We start from the raw sequence: 16569 nt of genomic DNA on the forward strand, positions 1-16569 counted from the left end.
TGGAAACAGCCTTTCGCTCATCGAGCGAAGGGCACAGGTTATCTTGTCTTTAAGTATATTTTAATTGATACAGTATATCTAAATTAGCCACAGATCACTCCCGCAATTCCTGAAGTCCGCCGCTTACAGAAACGAATATTGCAGACGCGGATAGGCCATATCTGCGGTTTCAAAGCTTGATGAATACAACCAAGCTACTAAGATTAAAGCTTTCTTAGATATAAATAGCGATTTTACTGCCACCGGACAGCAGCATGTCAACAGAGCGGCGGCAACGTATTGAGGATCTCTCAGGCGATCGCACAGGCGGTAGGATACCGCACCGGTAATCACCTACCTGTGGGAGACATCATGAAGAATCTCAAAATTGCGCATCAACTGTTTGCCCTGCTCGGCCTCCTGATGGCTGCCTTCGCAGTGGCCACCTATTTCCAGATCCAATCGCAGGCCGATTCCATCTATGACGATCGCTTCGACATGCTGCGTACGCAGGTCGAATCCGGCATCTCCGTTCTGGACCAATATTATCAGCGCGAAAAATCCGGTGAAATGACGCATGAGGCCGCACAGGCCGAGGCCTTCAAGATCCTCTCGCATGTCAGCTTCGCGCCGGCAGGCTATCTCTTCGGCTTCGACTACAACGTCGTTCAGCGCATTCACCCAAGCCCGGTCAATATCGGCAAGGACATGTCCTCGCAGGTCGACAAGAATGGCACCTATTTCAGCAAGGAAATGGTGGAAAAGGGAATCAAGGGCGGCGGCCGCACCATCTACTACTGGAGCAAGCCCGGCCATCCCGATAGCGACGTCTTCCTGAAGGGCAGCTATTCGGCCGCTTTCGAGCCCTGGCAGATCGTGCTGGGCTGCGGCGTCTACATGGACGACCTGCAGGAGCAGATCAACACGACGATGTGGCGCGCGCTGCTGATCTGCGGCCTTGTCTTCGTCATCGGCATCGGTGCCGCCCTCTACTTCATCCGCGGCATTACCCGACCGCTCGCCGAGGTCCATACCGCCCTCAAGGCCGTGGCCGACGAAGACGTGAAGATGACCATCCCGCATACGGAAATGCGCAACGAAATCGGCCTGATGGCCAAGGCGACCCAGGCGTTGCAGGAAAAGGTCCGCGAGCGCCACATGCTGGCCGACCGTCAGGCCGCACAGGAACTCGAAATCAGCAGCGAACGCGAACAGAACATGCGCCAGCAGCAGGACGAGGCCCGCGAGCAGGCGCGCGTCGTCTCGGTCATCGGCCGGGCGCTCGAGGAACTTGCACACGGCGATCTGACCGTGCGTTGCGGCGATCTCGGCGCCAGCTATTCCGGCCTGCGCAACAACTTCAACGAGGCGCTGTCGCATCTCGAGGCAGCCATGGGCCGCGTCAATGCCAAGGGCAACGACATCGGCCTCAGCAAGGAAGAGATCCGTCGCGCCTCCAACGAGCTGTCGCAGCGCACCGAGCGCCAGGCCGCCAGCCTGGAAGAGACATCGGCTGCGCTCGACGAACTTACCGTCGCCGTTCGCCAGACGGCGGAAGGCGCCGATGAAGCCAGCAAGCGCGTTCATGCCGTCAGCGCCGAAGCGTCCCGCAGCGATGCGGTGGTCGCCCAGGCAATCGGAGCGATGAGCGGCATCGAGAAGTCGTCGGCGGAGATCGGCAAGATCATCGGCGTCATCGACGAGATCGCTTTCCAGACCAACCTCCTGGCTCTGAATGCCGGCGTCGAAGCCGCCCGCGCCGGCGAATCCGGCAAGGGCTTTGCCGTCGTCGCCCAGGAAGTGCGCGAACTGGCCCAGCGTTCCGCGGCGGCCGCCAAGGAAATCAAGGACCAGATCGCCCGCTCGTCCGGCCAGGTCGACCAGGGCGTTCGCCTCGTCGGCGAGGCTGGCGAAGCGCTGAAGCGCATCTCCGACCAGATCAAGGCCGCCAACGAAATCGTCTCGAAGATCGCCCACAGCGCCTCCGAGCAGGATACGACGCTGCGCTCGATCTCTTCTTCGATGAACCAGCTCGACGCCGCCACACAGCAGAACGCCGCCATGGCCGAAGAGACGACGGCCTCGGCCGAGACGCTCGCCGCCGATACGGAAGATCTGCTGGCGCTCATCCGCGGCTTCCGCGTCAACGATGGCCATCCGGTCATGGATCATCGTCGCCGGGCCGCCTGAGCTGGATAAATCAGAAAAGAGAAACCGCCGGGCTCACGTCCGGCGGTTTTCGTTTAAGCTGCGATTGGTTGCTTCAGTCCGCCGTCTTCAGGCGCTCGACCAGCCTGTCGATCTCGCGATCGGAATAGACCTCAATACCGGCCTGCTGGAGCAGCGCCGCCGTGACGCCCCGGCCGCTCTGCCGAGTGCCGGAGAATGAGCCGTCATAAATAAAGCCCGAGCCGCAGGATGGACTGCCATCGATCAGCAGGGCGTAGCGACAGCCGGTTTCCTCTGCGAGCGTGAGGGTGTTTTCAGCCGCCTGAAGAAATTCCGCCGTGACGTCACCGCCCGCGATCTCCATTACCCGCGCGGTGCCAGCAAGCACGTCTTCGCCGGTGGCTCCGCCCTCAATTTCGGCTGGCGGCCTGGGCACAGCCATGCCCGCGGACATTTCCGGACAGATCGTCACCAGCCGCCCCTCCTCGCGCCAGCGATCGATCGCCGGATGGATGAGCGGCTTGGAATTGCCGTCATAGCGGACGGCATGGCCCATAAGGCAGGCGCTGACGAGGATCTTTCCGGTCATCGCGCCCCTTTTCTTATCCCGCGATCTTCGAGAAGTCGGCGACCGTGCCGGTTGCCTCGCGGATCAGGCGCAGGAGCGCCAGGCGATTGGCGCGGATAGCCGCGTCTTCGTCATTGACAAGGACATCTTCGAAGAAGCGGTCGACGGGCGCGCGCAGCTTGGAAAGGGCTGCCATGGCGGAGCGGAAATCTTCCTTGGCGATCGCATCGGATGCCTCGGCGGAGGCGGCCTTGACGGCGGCAAAGAGATCCTTTTCGGCGTCGAGCTTCAGCAGCGCTTCCGAAACGCTGTCGGCGACGACCGTGCCCTTCTTCTCTTCGGCGGCCAGAAGCTGGGTGGCGCGCTTGGTGCCGGCGAGCAGGTTCTTGCCGTCCTCGGAGGTGATGAAGGCGGTCAGCGCCTCGACGCGGCGGGCGATCATCAGCAGATCGTCAGTCTCCGGCGTCAGCACGGCGTCGATCAGGTCATGGCGGGCGCCGAGATCGCGCAGGTAGACCTTGAGGCGATCGTGGAAGAAGGCGAGCAGATCGGCATCCTTGGTCGTTGCCAGCAGCGGCAGGCGCACGCCCCGCTCCAAGAGGATACGGACGACGCCGAGGGCGGCCCGGCGCAGTGCGTACGGATCTTTCGAGCCTGTGGGCTTCTCGTCGATCGCCCAGAAGCCGACGAGCGTGTCCAGCTTGTCGGCAAGCGCGACCGTGATCGCAACCTTGTCCTCGGGGACGCGATCTGAAGGTCCCTGCGGCTTGTAGTGATCTTCGATGGCGGCAGCGACGGAGGCGTTCTCGCCCTGCAGCACCGCATATTTGCGGCCCATAAGGCCCTGAAGCTCGGGGAATTCGCCAACGGCTTCGGTGCGCAGGTCGGCCTTGGCGAGCACGACGGCGCGATCGACCAGAGCGGCATCGGCGCCGGTGATCTTGGCAAGTTCTGCGGCAAGCGCGCGAATGCGGGTGACGCGCTCGCCCTGGCTGCCGAGCTTGGCATGGAAGGTAACACCAAGCGCGTCGAGCTTGGCCATGCGCTGATCGAGCGGCTTCTTCAGGTCGAGACCGAACTTGGCGGCAGCGGCTTCCAGCGTTTCGAGATCGGGCAGATCGCCCTGGTCGCGCTTCCAGAAATGCAGCGCGTCGGACAGGCGGGCGCGCACGACCTTGCCGTTACCGTGGATGATCTCCTTGCCGCCATCCGTCGCCTGGATGTTGGAGATGAGAATGAAACGGTTGGACAGGGTTTCGCCCACCTGCGGGCGGGTGACGAAACACTTCTGATTGGTCTTGATGGTGAGACGGATGATTTCCGAGGGTATCGAGAGATAGTCTTCCTCGAAGGAGCCCATCAGCACCTGCGGCCACTCGACCAGGCCGGATACTTCCTCCAGCAGGCCCTCGTCCTCGACCAGTTCGAGGCCGTTGGCAAAAGCGACATCGCGGGCGTCATGCAGGATGATGTCCTTGCGGCGCTCGGCATCGAGCACGACATAGGTCTTTTCCAGGCTCGTGGCATAATCCTCGAAACGCTTGACGGTGATCGGGCCTGGCGCATGGAAACGATGGCCGTAGGTCACGTTGGAAGCAACGATGCCGTCGATTTCGAAGGGGATGACGACGGTTTCTTCATGCTCGGTGCCGAAGGTGCAGACGATGGACTGCAGCGGACGCACCCACCGCAGCGAGCCGGGCCTGGCCGATGCCTTGCCCCAGCGCATGGATTTCGGCCAGGGGAAGTTTCTGACGATATCCGGCATCACGGCCGCGACGATTTCCTCCGCCGCACGGCCGGGCTTGGAAATGATCGCAACGTAGAAATCACCCTTCTTCGGGTCGCTCTGCACCTGCGCTTCGGAAACGGAAGAAAGGCCCGCGCCACGCAAGAAGCCTTCGATCGCCTTTTCGTTGGCATCGGTGCGCGGTCCCTTGCGCTCCTCGCGCACGTCGGCCGAGCGCGCCGTCAGGCCGCGAATGTCGAGTGTGAGGCGCCGCGGCGTCCAATATTCCCGGGCACCCTCATAGGAAAGGCCGGCTTCGACCAAGGCATCGGTCACCAGCTTCTTCAGGTCGCCGGCAGCCTTGCGCTGCATACGGGCGGGAATTTCCTCGGAGCGGAGTTCGAGCAGGAGATCGGGCATGTCAAGGTTCCTCACCCTCCCCTTGAGAGAGAGGGTCGGCACGGCGTGCCGGAGTGGCGTGAAAACGGTCGGCCTCTGCTAGCAAAATTTGTCGCTGCTGCACAATGGCAAATATCGTATCCGGAACGGCCTCAGTCTCATCCATGACCTCGGCGTTCCAGAATCGGACGGCAGATAGTCCTGGCTTTCGAGAGAGGCCATTCGCTCGGCATCACAACGTCTCGCCGCGTCTTCCGCGTGCTGGCTGCCGTCCAGCTCGACACTCAGACCGATCCGATGACAGGCGATATCAGCGAAATAGCGCCGATCGGAATGCGCCGCTACGAACGCCCTCCCCTTGTGGTGGGCCGTCGATGGCCGGGGGTGGATGATCCCGGCGGCGTCCGCAGCCAACCAATTGTCACCCCCATCTGCCGCTGTGCGGCGATCTCCACTCTCAAGGGGGAGGTGGCCAGCTACCAGCCCCCACCGCCGCCGCCACCGCCGCCGCCGCCGGAGAACCCGCCGCCACCGCCTCCGCCACTGCTGCCCGAGAAGGCGGAGGACGAGCTGGATACCGGAGCGGGAATGGTCGAGGCGATGGTGGAGGCCATGGACGACGAGAAATCGCCGATGGTTCCACCGATATTGCCGGGGTTGAAATTGCCGGAATACCAGACCGGCGCATAGGCCGCCGCCGCGGTCGCGCCCGCTGCTGTCGCGAGCCAGGTCTCGAAAGCGCTCGACCATGGCTTTTCGACGCCGAGCGCGACCGCGTAAGGCAGCAGCTTTTCGAAATGCTGCGGCGACATTTGCGGCGCGCCCTGCATGTTCATCCGGTCTCGTTCGGCGAGCGTCAGATACTGCCTGAGACCGGCGATGCCATCCATCATCTTGCGCCCGAGGGGCGTGGGTGCGCCCATCAGGAAATAGAAGACGACGTTGAGGGCGAAGATGCCGACGATGCCGGCCAACAGCGGCAGCAAGCCCGCCTCCCATAGCGGCACGACCGCTGCGGCAAAGCCGCTGACGGCAATCGATACGAAGACGAAGCCGAAGAAAGCGAAGATCAGGACCGAAAGAACCCGCTGCGCGAGGCTGGCATTGTGCTTGCGAAACCTGCGCCCGATCGAACTCGCAAAAATCGTCACGAAAACCGACAGGAATCCTGGCACCACGATCAGCGGCAAGGCATTCTCATGCAGGCGCCCGAAGAGGACGATGGACGCCAGGATCAGAACCGACAGCAAAACGCCAACAATGACGTAGAGCGAATTGGCCTTGTAATATTCGTCGCGATGGTGGCGCTCGATAGCGCTGCGGAACTTCGAGCCGAGCTGCTGCACCGCCTCGCCGTTCTCCCTGTCGATGACAAGCGGGGAAAACGGACCGACAGCCTGCATGAGCACTTTTTCGCCGCCACCGAGATTGCTGCCGGCCGCCTTTCCCGTGGGGCGGATGACCACTTTTTCCTTCAGGTCGTCGAGGACGACATAGCCGCGCACCGCAAGATCGATCGCCGTCGCCGACAGCGCCGTCCAACCCGAGCTGGCAAAGCCCTTGTTGTCGATATAGTTGACCAATGCCGGCGAAATGCCGTCAGGCGGGTCCCAGCGCGGAACCATCACGCCCGGCGGCGGATCGCGCCCGACCCGGACCCAGCTGCGCATGTAATAGGCAAACAGCACGATCACTCCGCCGATGGCGATGCTCGTATCGAGATGGTCGCGGAGGAACCAGCTCCATTGCCGGCCGATGCCCGGCGGCTCGATCGAGCCTTTTGGCAGCTTGATGGCAATCGTCATGCCTTCGGCCATGGCAAGCGGCTGGGTGGTGACGAAGGTGGCCGTATTGCCCTGCGCGCTCGCGCTTGCATTCTTGCCGTTGGCGCCGAGGGGGCCGGTGAAATAGGCAAGCTCAACGGGCGCTACGCCATCGGGCAATGTCACCGTCGCCCGTGCCCGCAAGATCTGGAACTGCCAGCCGTTGCCGGTGACGTTCCAGTAGAGTTCGTCATGATCGTCGAAATAGCGGATCTGGCGGTCGGTATCATAGGTGAGGCGGAAGGTGTGCGGGCCTGGGTTCAGGCTTTGGTCGGCCTTGCCGATATAGATGCGCTCGCCGCCCTCGATGCGCCCGCTGTGCCAGTCCTCCGGCTGCCCGTCGCGCTCGACGGAGACAACCTTGAAATCCACCTCGGCCGCGCGGCCGTTGGCATCCGTGAACGTCAGCGGGAAATCGCGGAAAATGCCGCGTCGGATGGCGCGCCCTTCCGCATTCACGGCAATCGTCTCGACGACCCGCATCGAACCGTCGCGATGCAGGGCGATCGTCTGATCGAAACCGGTGATGAGTTCCGCCGCCGGCGCAGCGGTTGCGCAAAGCAGCAGGAACAAAGCCAGGAGAAGCCCCGAAAGCCGCGTCATCACACCCCCAAGAAATATCCGCGGCGCCCTCCCGGGCGCCGTGCGGCGTCAACACAGTTTCCGCGCCCGGTTCCCTTGGGGAACGACGCGTCAGTCTTCGTAGGTGACTCCAAGCGAAGCCAGCACATCCCAATAGGCGGGGAAGGTCTTGGCGACGCAATCGGGGTCGAGAATGGTGATGCCGCCGATCTTCAGGCCGGCAAGCGCAAAGCTCATGGCGATGCGGTGATCGGCGAAACTGTCGATCTCGGCCGGCAGGACCTTGCCGGCCAGGCTCGGATCGGATGCGACGATCAGGTCGTCCCCCTCTTCGGTGCCGAGGTTCGGAACGATGCGCGACAGGCCGCTCGACAGCGCGCGGATACGATCGCATTCCTTGACGCGCAGGTTTTCGATGCCGACGAAGCGCACCGGCGTTTCATTGAAGGCGGCGAGAACGGCGAGCGTCGGGATGGCATCCTGCATCTGCGAACCATCGATGACGGCGGGCAGGTGCGGAAACTTCGAGATCAGATCATAAGCCTTTGCATCCGGCTGCGAAAATTCGGTCGCCGGAGTGCCGAGGTCGATCCTGCCGCCGCCGAGCACTTCCGCCGCCCAGAGATAGGTCGCGGCGGAGGCATCGGGCTCAATGAGGAAATCCGCGGCGTGATAGCCCGTCGGCTCGACGCGCCAGGCGACCGGGCTGACACGCTCCACCTTGGCGCCGAAAGCGCGCATGGCTGCAACCGTGAGATCGATATAGCCGAGGGCGCCGATATGTTCGCCAAGCAGCTCGACATCGACAGCGCGATCGCCGCCGGCAGCCATCATCAGCAGTGCCGAGACATACTGGCTGGAAAGACCGCCGTCGATCTGCACGCGGCTTGCCTCGAAGCGTCCGGTGCCGTTGACGGTGACCGGCGGGCAGCCGGTCTCGGTCGAGGCGTCGATGCCGAGCGAGCGCAGCGCGTCGACCAGCGGGCCGATCGGCCGCTTGCGCATGTGCGCGTCACCGTCGACCACTACCTTGCCGTCGACCAGTGCCGCGGCTGCGGTCAGAAAGCGTGTTGCCGTGCCGGCATTGCCGAGGAAAAGCGGCTCGGACGGCGAGGTCAACTTGCCGCTGCCCGTCACGATGAAGGTCGTGTCGTCAGGCTCGTCGATCGTCACGCCCATGGCGCGCAGAGCTTCGGCCATATAGCGGGTATCGTCGCTCTTCAGCGCGCCGGTCAGCCGGCTCGTGCCCTTGGCAAGGCCTGCCAGCAGCAGCGCGCGGTTAGTGATTGACTTCGATCCCGGCGGCATGGCGCGGCCGGTCAACGGCTTGCCAGGCGGGATAATCGTGAGTTTGGCTCTACCCATCATCATTCTCTTTGGTCAGTCAGGAAGGCGGCCGATGGCCGTCGGTCGGCTTCCTTTACCGCCTCACATGAAAAACCGATAGCGGGAATCTCAGAACTTTACCGTGGGAACGGCACGATCCGCTTCGTTTGATATCTCGAAATAGGCCTTCTTGACGAAGCCGAAAGGGCCGGCAATGAGATTGTTGGGGAAGGTTTCGACCTTGACGTTCAGATCGCGCGCGGCGCCGTTGTAGTAGCGGCGCGACATCTGGATCTCGTTTTCCGTGGTCTCCAGCGACTGCTGCAGCTCGACGAAACCGGTATTGGCCTTCAGGTCGGGATAGGCCTCGGACACGACCATCAGACGGCCGAGCGCCTGGCTGAGGATGCCCTCGGCGGCGGCACGGCCGGCAACGTCGCCAGCGGGCACGGCCTGCGCCGCAGTCCGCGCCTGGGTGACCTCGATGAGCGTCTTGTTCTCATGGCCGGCATAGCCTTTGACCGTCTCGACCAGATTGGGAATAAGATCGGCGCGGCGCTTCAACTGAACGTCGATGCCGGACCAGGCTTCTTCCTCGACCTGGCGCGCGCGAACGAGCCCGTTGTAGATGAAAACCACATAGAGCGCGGCGAGCACTATGATCGCTAGAAGAATGTACATCCCGAACCCCCATGGCGGCTGCAACCGCTGGGACACTAGGCAGATTTGCCGGCAATGTCACCCGGCTTTCGACGCAATCAAGAGCCTTGATCGGGCTCGCAGAGTCCAATCCTGGGGAAATCCGCTTCGGGATTGTTCGATCAGCATATTCCGCGAACCGCAGCCTTTCGGGGAGCGCGCACCGCGCACGCCCCGGCCGCGTTTCAAGCTCACGCGGCTTGCTGGTTCCAGTTGGCGCCGCCGGCGTCCGTCAACAGGAAGGCTTCGCCGCAGGCCTTGGCGAGCGTGCGCACGCGCAGGATGTAGCTCTGGCGCTCCGTTACCGATATGACGCCGCGAGCATCGAGCAGGTTGAAAACGTGGCTCGCCTTGATGCACTGGTCATAGGCCGGGAAGACGCACTTGTGCAGGCGATGGTTTTCGCTGTCGCCGGGTGCGCCGGCAGCCAGTAATGCCTGGCATTCCTTCTCGGCATCGATGAAATGACGATGCAGCATCTCGGTATTGGCATATTCGAAATTATGCCTGGAATATTCCTGTTCGGCCTGCAGGAAGACATCGCCGTAAGTGATCTTGTCTTCGCCCTCGAGGCCGTTGAAGTTCAGGTCGTAGACGCTGTCGACGCCCTGGACATAGGTCGCGAGACGTTCCAGGCCGTAGGTCAACTCGCCGGCAACCGGCGCGCATTCGATACCGCAAACCTGCTGGAAATAGGTGAACTGCGAGACTTCCATGCCGTCGCACCAGCATTCCCAGCCGAGGCCCCATGCGCCGAGCGTCGGGCTTTCCCAGTCGTCCTCGACGAAGCGGATGTCATGCAGAAGCGGATCGAGACCGATCGCCTTCAGCGAGCCGAGATAAAGCTCCTGCAGGTTCGGCGGATTGGGCTTCAGGATGACCTGATACTGGTAATAGTGCTGCAAGCGGTTCGGGTTTTCGCCATAGCGCCCGTCGGACGGGCGACGCGATGGCTGGACATAGGCGGCGCGCCACGGCTTGGGGCCGAGCGAGCGCAGCGTGGTCGCCGGATGGAACGTGCCGGCACCGACTTCCATGTCGTATGGCTGCAGAACCGCGCAACCCTTGTCGGCCCAGTAATTGTGCAGCGTCAGGATCAGCGCCTGAAAGGAGCGCTTCGGGTTCATGTGGTCGGGCACGTTGGCAGTCATGGGATCCGCTACTATCTGCTTGATGTCGGTTGGCGCGACAGGTGCCACGATGGACGACAAGGGTCAAGAGATGACGTATACATATGACCATGCGTCTTCGCGATGCGCTGGAGAAGTATTATAAACGTCAAAACCGAAATCACCTTATCTGAACGCCATCTTCGCCTAGCGGAAAAGATGGTCGAGGAGGGCGCGTTTCCGTCGATTTCCAGCCTCGTTGAAGCCGCGATCGAACAGGTCGATCAAATAAGACATCTTCATGATGTGTCCACTGATGCGGTGTCCGGCATGGCGGATGAAATTCAGCGCCGGATGGAACTGCCGAAAGATCAATGGATACCGCTGAAGGGCGACACTTTGTTCGACGACGTCCGAACCCTCATCCGAAGAAAAATGGATGAGAAGCAGAACGGCGTAGGAGGTTAGTCGACACCCCCTCGTTCGCGACGACCTTTTTAATATAACGATACTGATTGGCGAATATGCCGGTTATGCCATAGCCGAAAGTAAAATCGCACAAATCGAAACGACATTGAACGCGCTGACCGATTTCCCCATATCGGAACCACGCGCGACGACATCTATCCCGGTTTACGCGCCATCCCTGCGGCGGAAAAAGCAGTCGTCTGCTTCACGGTCAACGAACAGACTGCGACCGTTCACATCATCTGCATCAGCTATGCCGGCGCGGATTGGGGAAGTCGGGTAAAGGAACGACGTTAGCGTTTTCATCGAACCGTGCGTTAGCCTCGTCACGGTTGAACGTCCAATGATCCGGTAGCTTCAGTTTAAAACTCCTGAGCTCCGTTAGCACCTTCAGCCGTTCCTTATCATTGATCGCCACCGCTACTCGTCATCCCGCTTCACGCGGTATTCCCCGGTCTTCGGATCCTTGACCAGCGTTCCCATGGCCCCGGTGCGGCGTTCCGTTTCGGCGCGGCGGGATTTTTCGGAGAGCCTCTGGGCATCCCGCACGAAACGCCGATACAGGAACCAGATGCCCCCGAGGGCGATGACAAAAAAGATGATCTGGGGCATTTACCCAGCGCTCCCGCTTACAATCCGTACCGACCCCACAATGCCTTTTCCTCTGCCGCTTCCGCAAGCCCGGATGCCAATCCGGCACCGATTCCGTCCATGCCAGAGAGAGAAACGCCAGGAGCCTTGCGCCCGAAAAGGCTGCGTGGCGTGGTGACGAGCGTCAGCTTGACCTTGTCGCCGAAGCGCCTCCGCAGTTCCTGGCGCATGTCGCCGAGACCGTCGATGAGACCGAGCTCCAGCCCTCGACTGCCGGTCCAGAACAGACCGGAAAACACCGTTTCGTCCGCCGAGAGCTTTCCGGTGCGCCGCTCGAGCACCATGTCGATGAAGACCTTGTGGATCTCGAGCTGCAGGCTCTTCAGATATTCGATGTCCTTTTCCTTCTCCGGCTGGAACGGATCGAGGATCACCTTGTTTGCGCCCGCAGTATAGACGCGGCGCTCGACGCCCAGCTTTTTCAGGAGCTCCGGAAAACCAAAGCCGCCGGAGACCACGCCGATCGAACCGACGATCGAGGTGGCGTCGGCGATGATCTCGTCGCCTGCCAGCGCGATCATGTAGCCACCGGAGGCTGCGACATCCTCGACGAAGACCAGAACCTTCTTCTTTTTCTCGACGGCGAGATCGCGGATGCGGTTGTAGATCATCCGCGACTGCACCGGAGAGCCGCCCGGCGAATTGACGACGATGGCGACGGCCGGCGCGGCCTTGATGTCGAAGGCCTTTTCAAGCGCCTGCGCCACACCGGCCAGATTCAGCGATTGCCGCAAGGGGCCGCCGCCGGACGAGATGACGCCGCTCAGACGGACCACCGGTACGATCACCTGCTCCTTGCGGAAGCGCTTCGGAAGCATGCGTCTCAAGAACCCAACCATTCGTCATCCCTGCATCATGATGTTTGCTGCCCCGAGATGTATGCATGGAAACGGCAAACGCAACATTGCGGATCGCATTTCATGCCCCGATCCCAAGCGGGCGGGTATGCTATCGGCGCGGATAGGCGGCGCGGCCATTGTTCAAGTCGTCGACGAAATCGGAGAACTTATGCGTCCCCTCGCCGTGCATGGTGAGCGGCGCGCGCAGCGCGAGCCTCGCCCGCGACCCCTTTACTCCCGTCACGAGAATGCGCACGGCATTCTCACCTTCACGTGGATGGATCGGCGTGATCTCGATGCCGCCGAAGCGCCGGCCACAGGCCGCGATGATCTCGCCGATCGATTCAGGCCGGGCAATGAGCGACAGCTGTCCGCCGGGGATCATGATCGCGCCCGCCGTTCGGATCCATTTCTCGAACAGCCCGTCCGTCATGGCATGTGCCTCGGCCTTCAGCGCGTCGGGCGTCAGCCGGTCGCTGGCGTCGTTGAAGGGAGGGTTCATGATGACGTGATGAAAACTGTCATCGACGAGCCCCGCCTCGTTACGATCCTTGCCGGTCAGGGTCACGTCGGCTTCGATGACCGAGACACGATTGGCGAAGCGGCCATTTTCCGGCAGCAGAAGGCTCTTGCGGGCAAACTCGGCCATGTCGGGCGAGCGTTCGAACAGCACCACCTCCGCACGGTCGAGCCGCGACGCCACCGCCATTCCGGCGGCGCCCGCACCCGCGCCGAGATCCGCCACCCTGATGGCGCGCTCGTCGGCCACGAGCGCGGCGAGCAGCATGGCATCCATGCCGGAACGATGCCCCCTGCCCTTCGGCTGGACGACGTGGAAGGCGCCGCGATGGAAGGCATCGATGGTTTCGGAGGGAGCGCCGGTCATGGCGAACCTCAGCCGCGCACCGGGCGCAGCTCGTCGCCGAGGCCGGCATCGATGAGGATGCGCCGCGCCTGACCGGCACGTTCCTCCTCCACCAGAAAGCGGCGTGGCAGCATGCCGAGCGAGCCTTCCAGGATGCTCATGGCCTGGTCGGCAACGAAGCAATGAATCCCGGCATCCTTCATCAGACTCTCCGCAAATGAGAGAAGGACTGGATCGTTGGTGCGGATCAGCTCGTGCATAAGCCTTAGAATTCCTGTCAAATTTACGCGACGAGACAATTCGCCTCTTGCCGCTTGTTTCGCCCCTTCTTATTGTGCTTTGCAGAAAATGAACAGGAGTCCGGATCGTTGGGCGTCGTGATACCGCTTGAAGAAAGCAAGAATAAACTGGCATCCATCAAGCCTTTGGTGGATCTGACCAAGGCGGACATGGAACGCGTCAACCAGCTCATCCTGTCCAAGGCCGGCTCCGACGTGCAGATGATTCCCGAGGTTGCCGAGCATCTCATCTCCTCCGGCGGCAAGCGTTTGCGGCCGATGCTGACGATCGCTTCCGCCGCGCTCTACAACTATCAGGGCGACAACCACATCAAGCTCGCGACATCGGTTGAGTTCCTGCATACGGCGACGCTGCTGCATGACGATGTGGTCGACGAAAGCGACCTGCGCCGCGGCAGATCCACCGCCCGCATGATCTGGGGCAACCAGGCGAGCGTGCTGGTCGGCGACTTCCTGCTCGGCCAGGCGTTCCGCATGATGGTCGAAGTCGGGTCGCTCGAAGCGCTCGACGTCCTGTCGTCGGCCGCCTGCGTCATCGCGGAAGGCGAAGTGCTGCAGCTCTCCGTCTCCAAGAACATGGAAACGACCGAGGACGATTATCTCTCGGTCATCCGCGCCAAGACCGCAGCACTCTTTGCCGCAGCGGCCGAAGTCGGCCCGATCGTCGCCAATGCCGGCAAGGCGGAACGCAACGCCCTGAAATCCTACGGCACCAATCTCGGCCTCGCCTTCCAGCTCGTGGACGATGCGCTGGATTATGGCGGCAAGGCTGCCGATCTCGGCAAGAATGTCGGCGACGATTTCCGCGAGGGCAAGATCACGCTTCCGGTCATCCTGGCCTATCGCCGCGGCACCGAGAAGGAACGCGCCTTCTGGCGCGACGCCATCGAAACCGGCAACAACAGCGACGAAAATCTTGAAAAGGCCCTTGGCCTGATCACGAAATACGGCGCTCTGGCCGACACGATTGCCCGTGCAGTGCACTACGGCACCATCGCCCGCGACGCTCTGGCGCCATTGCCGGAAACGCCCTGGAAATCGGCACTTCTGGAAGTGATCGACTTCTGCATCGAACGCGTTAATTGACAGCGGCGACCCGAATTTGTTGCAGGGCCGCTTCAAAAAAGCCATCCTGTTGTGAATCAGTTGACACGAATGCTTTATGCCGCCGGCGACTTCGCTGGCCGTCCCTCGATGAAAGGCTTTCTAATGCGGCAGAGACTTGCCATCCGTTTCCTCTCGGGCGTAGCCTTGGCGGCGGTCCTTTCTGTGTCCGCCCTGAATGTCGCGCGGGCTGAGGACAAGCCGGCAGCACCGGAGGTCAGCGCCCCGGTTACTTTCGACCCGGATAGCGTCGATACGTTCGCAGGCGCCTTCCTGGCAGCCCGCACCGCGGATGTCGATCATGACTACGATACCGCCATCGCGCTTTACAAAAAGGCGCTGATGATCGACCCCAGCAATCCGGAAATCCGCCAGCGGCTGATGATTTCGCTGCTGCTCAACGGCAATCTGGAAGAAGGCGTCAAATACGCCAACGAGCTGAAGAGCGACCCCTCCGTCGAGCGCGTCACCACGATCGTCCGTGGCATGGATGCCATTCGCCGCCACGAATACAGGACCGCGCAGGACGTCCTCAAATATAACGGCCCGAACGATCTCGACCGGATGATGACCAACCTGCTCTCCGCCTGGGCCCGCGCCGGATCCGGCCGCGGCAAGGATGCAATCGCGTCGATCGACAAGATGAAGGGTCCGGACTGGTTCAACATCTTCAAGAATTATCATGCCGGCGCTATCGCGCTCACGATAGGCGACCTGAAATCGGCACGGTCGCACCTGAACGACGCCATCCTCGACAAGACGGGCGGCGCGACCGCTCCCGATACCTTCATGCGCGCCGTCATGGCGCTCGCACGTCTCGAAGCCAAGGCCGGCGACAAGCAGAAGGCTCTGGATGCGATCTCGGTCGGCGATAATCTCGTCAGCAATTATGCCCCGCTGAATGCGCTGCGCGACAGCATCACCAAGGGCGATACGCCAGACCAGCAAGTCACCAATGCGACGGAGGGCGCGGCGGCCGTGCTCTTCACCATCGGCGCGGCGCTGAACCGCGACGGCGCCGAGGATGTCGTCTCGCTCTATCTGCAGATCGCCAATTCGCTCGACGCGAAAGCAGCCGACACGCTGGTTCTGCTTGGCGGGCTCGCCGAAAAGCAGGACCAGACCGATCGCGCCATCGCCTTCTACAAGAAGGTGCCGGACGATTCGCCGATGGCCCGCATTTCCGAGCTGCAGCTCGGGCTTGCGCTCGCCCAGGCGGGCAAAGTCGACGATGCGCGCAAGCATCTGAAGGCGCTGATCGATTCCGATCCCAACGATGTCCGCAGCTATCTCGCCTATGGCAGCGTTCTTTCCGATGCCAAGGACTTCCAGTCCATGGCCGAGAACTACGACAAGGCCGTGCAGATCATCGGCCCGGTGCCGAAGCGCAGCGATTGGGCCGTGTTCTTCCAGCGCGGCATCGCCTATGAACGGCTGAAGAAGTGGCCGGATGCCGAGCCGAACTTCAAGAAGGCCCTCGAGCTCAATCCGGATCAGCCGCAGGTGCTGAACTATCTCGGCTATTCCTGGGTCGACATGAACATGAACCTCGACCAGGGCCTGGACATGATCAAGAAGGCCGTCGACCTGAAGCCGGATGACGGCTACATCGTCGATTCGCTCGGCTGGGCCTATTTCCGCCTCAATCGCTTCGACGATGCGGTGAACGAGCTGGAGCAGGCGGCACAGCTGAAGGCCGGCGACCCCACGATCAACGATCACCTCGGCGACGCCTACTGGCGGGTGAACCGCAAGCTCGAGGCCGTCTACCAGTGGAACCGCGCGCTCGCCTCCAAGCCGGAAGAGGCCGATATTCCGAAGATCAAGGAAAAGATCGAAAAGGGCCTGCCGGCGCTCGATAACGACCCGAAGACCGTCGATAAGAGCAAGCAGCCTGACCCGGCACCGGCCCCGTCGCCCGATTCGAACGCTCCGGCGCCGGTCGACAAGAAGTCCTAAG

Annotated in this window: 15 protein-coding genes; 4 read left to right on the forward strand and 11 right to left on the reverse strand. The window is 61.9% G+C overall.

Annotation, left to right across the window (positions count from 1 at the left end):
* The first annotated feature begins 351 nt into the window (after positions 1-351).
* Positions 352-2169 (forward strand): methyl-accepting chemotaxis protein, encoded by a 1818-nt coding sequence (locus GR212_RS00600; protein WP_163984530.1) that lies wholly within the window; start codon positions 352-354, stop codon positions 2167-2169.
* A gap of 73 nt (positions 2170-2242) precedes the next feature.
* Here GR212_RS00600 and GR212_RS00605 read toward each other — a convergent pair whose 3' ends face one another.
* From GR212_RS00605 to GR212_RS00635, 7 genes are all read right to left on the reverse strand, one after another.
* On the reverse strand, positions 2243-2737 hold the full coding sequence (locus GR212_RS00605; RefSeq protein WP_163984531.1) for a DUF523 domain-containing protein: 495 nt from the start codon (positions 2735-2737) through the stop codon (positions 2243-2245).
* Positions 2738-2750: 13 nt separating this feature from the next.
* The gene (gene glyS, locus GR212_RS00610) at positions 2751-4865 is read right to left on the reverse strand and encodes a glycine--tRNA ligase subunit beta (protein ID WP_163984532.1); all 2115 of its coding nucleotides are present in this window, start codon (positions 4863-4865) and stop codon (positions 2751-2753) included.
* Positions 4866-4943: 78 nt separating this feature from the next.
* On the reverse strand, positions 4944-5258 hold the full coding sequence (locus GR212_RS37675) for a DUF559 domain-containing protein (protein ID WP_163984533.1): 315 nt from the start codon (positions 5256-5258) through the stop codon (positions 4944-4946).
* A 62-nt stretch (positions 5259-5320) separates the two neighbouring features.
* The gene (locus tag GR212_RS00620; protein ID WP_432444345.1) at positions 5321-7273 is read right to left on the reverse strand and encodes a DUF2207 domain-containing protein; all 1953 of its coding nucleotides are present in this window, start codon (positions 7271-7273) and stop codon (positions 5321-5323) included.
* Between the two features lie 87 nt (positions 7274-7360).
* Positions 7361-8617, reverse strand: coding sequence for a 3-phosphoshikimate 1-carboxyvinyltransferase (locus GR212_RS00625; RefSeq protein WP_204326238.1), 1257 nt, complete (start codon positions 8615-8617; stop codon positions 7361-7363).
* A gap of 87 nt (positions 8618-8704) precedes the next feature.
* Positions 8705-9256, reverse strand: coding sequence for a LemA family protein (locus GR212_RS00630; RefSeq protein ID WP_163984536.1), 552 nt, complete (start codon positions 9254-9256; stop codon positions 8705-8707).
* A 209-nt stretch (positions 9257-9465) separates the two neighbouring features.
* Entirely contained in the window at positions 9466-10425 is a 960-nt protein-coding gene (locus GR212_RS00635) for a glycine--tRNA ligase subunit alpha (protein WP_106996775.1), read from the reverse strand.
* A gap of 177 nt (positions 10426-10602) precedes the next feature.
* Between GR212_RS00635 and GR212_RS00640 the strand changes: the two genes are divergently transcribed.
* Positions 10603-10851, forward strand: coding sequence for a hypothetical protein (locus tag GR212_RS00640; protein WP_246725657.1), 249 nt, complete (start codon positions 10603-10605; stop codon positions 10849-10851).
* A 420-nt stretch (positions 10852-11271) separates the two neighbouring features.
* Here the strand turns inward: GR212_RS00640 and GR212_RS00645 are convergent, their stop codons facing one another.
* From GR212_RS00645 to GR212_RS00660, 4 genes are all read right to left on the reverse strand, one after another.
* The gene (locus GR212_RS00645; protein ID WP_163984537.1) at positions 11272-11463 is read right to left on the reverse strand and encodes an NfeD family protein; all 192 of its coding nucleotides are present in this window, start codon (positions 11461-11463) and stop codon (positions 11272-11274) included.
* 17 nt (positions 11464-11480) lie between these two features.
* Positions 11481-12341 carry a S49 family peptidase gene (locus GR212_RS00650; protein WP_163984538.1) on the reverse strand — a complete coding sequence of 287 codons (861 nt, stop codon included), beginning with the start codon at positions 12339-12341 and terminating at the stop codon, positions 11481-11483.
* Between the two features lie 109 nt (positions 12342-12450).
* The gene (locus GR212_RS00655) at positions 12451-13227 is read right to left on the reverse strand and encodes a tRNA1(Val) (adenine(37)-N6)-methyltransferase (RefSeq protein WP_163984539.1); all 777 of its coding nucleotides are present in this window, start codon (positions 13225-13227) and stop codon (positions 12451-12453) included.
* An 8-nt stretch (positions 13228-13235) separates the two neighbouring features.
* Positions 13236-13466 (reverse strand): DUF2007 domain-containing protein, encoded by a 231-nt coding sequence (locus GR212_RS00660; RefSeq protein ID WP_163984540.1) that lies wholly within the window; start codon positions 13464-13466, stop codon positions 13236-13238.
* Between the two features lie 108 nt (positions 13467-13574).
* Between GR212_RS00660 and GR212_RS00665 the strand changes: the two genes are divergently transcribed.
* Complete coding sequence (locus GR212_RS00665) at positions 13575-14591, forward strand: polyprenyl synthetase family protein (protein ID WP_112795536.1); 1017 nt, start codon at positions 13575-13577, stop codon at positions 14589-14591.
* A 123-nt stretch (positions 14592-14714) separates the two neighbouring features.
* Positions 14715-16568 carry a tetratricopeptide repeat protein gene (locus GR212_RS00670; RefSeq protein ID WP_163984541.1) on the forward strand — a complete coding sequence of 618 codons (1854 nt, stop codon included), beginning with the start codon at positions 14715-14717 and terminating at the stop codon, positions 16566-16568.
* The last annotated feature ends 1 nt before the right edge of the window (position 16569 follow it).

This window comes from Martinezella lusitana (assembly GCF_010668395.1).
Classification (GTDB): domain Bacteria; phylum Pseudomonadota; class Alphaproteobacteria; order Rhizobiales; family Rhizobiaceae; genus Rhizobium; species Rhizobium lusitanum_A.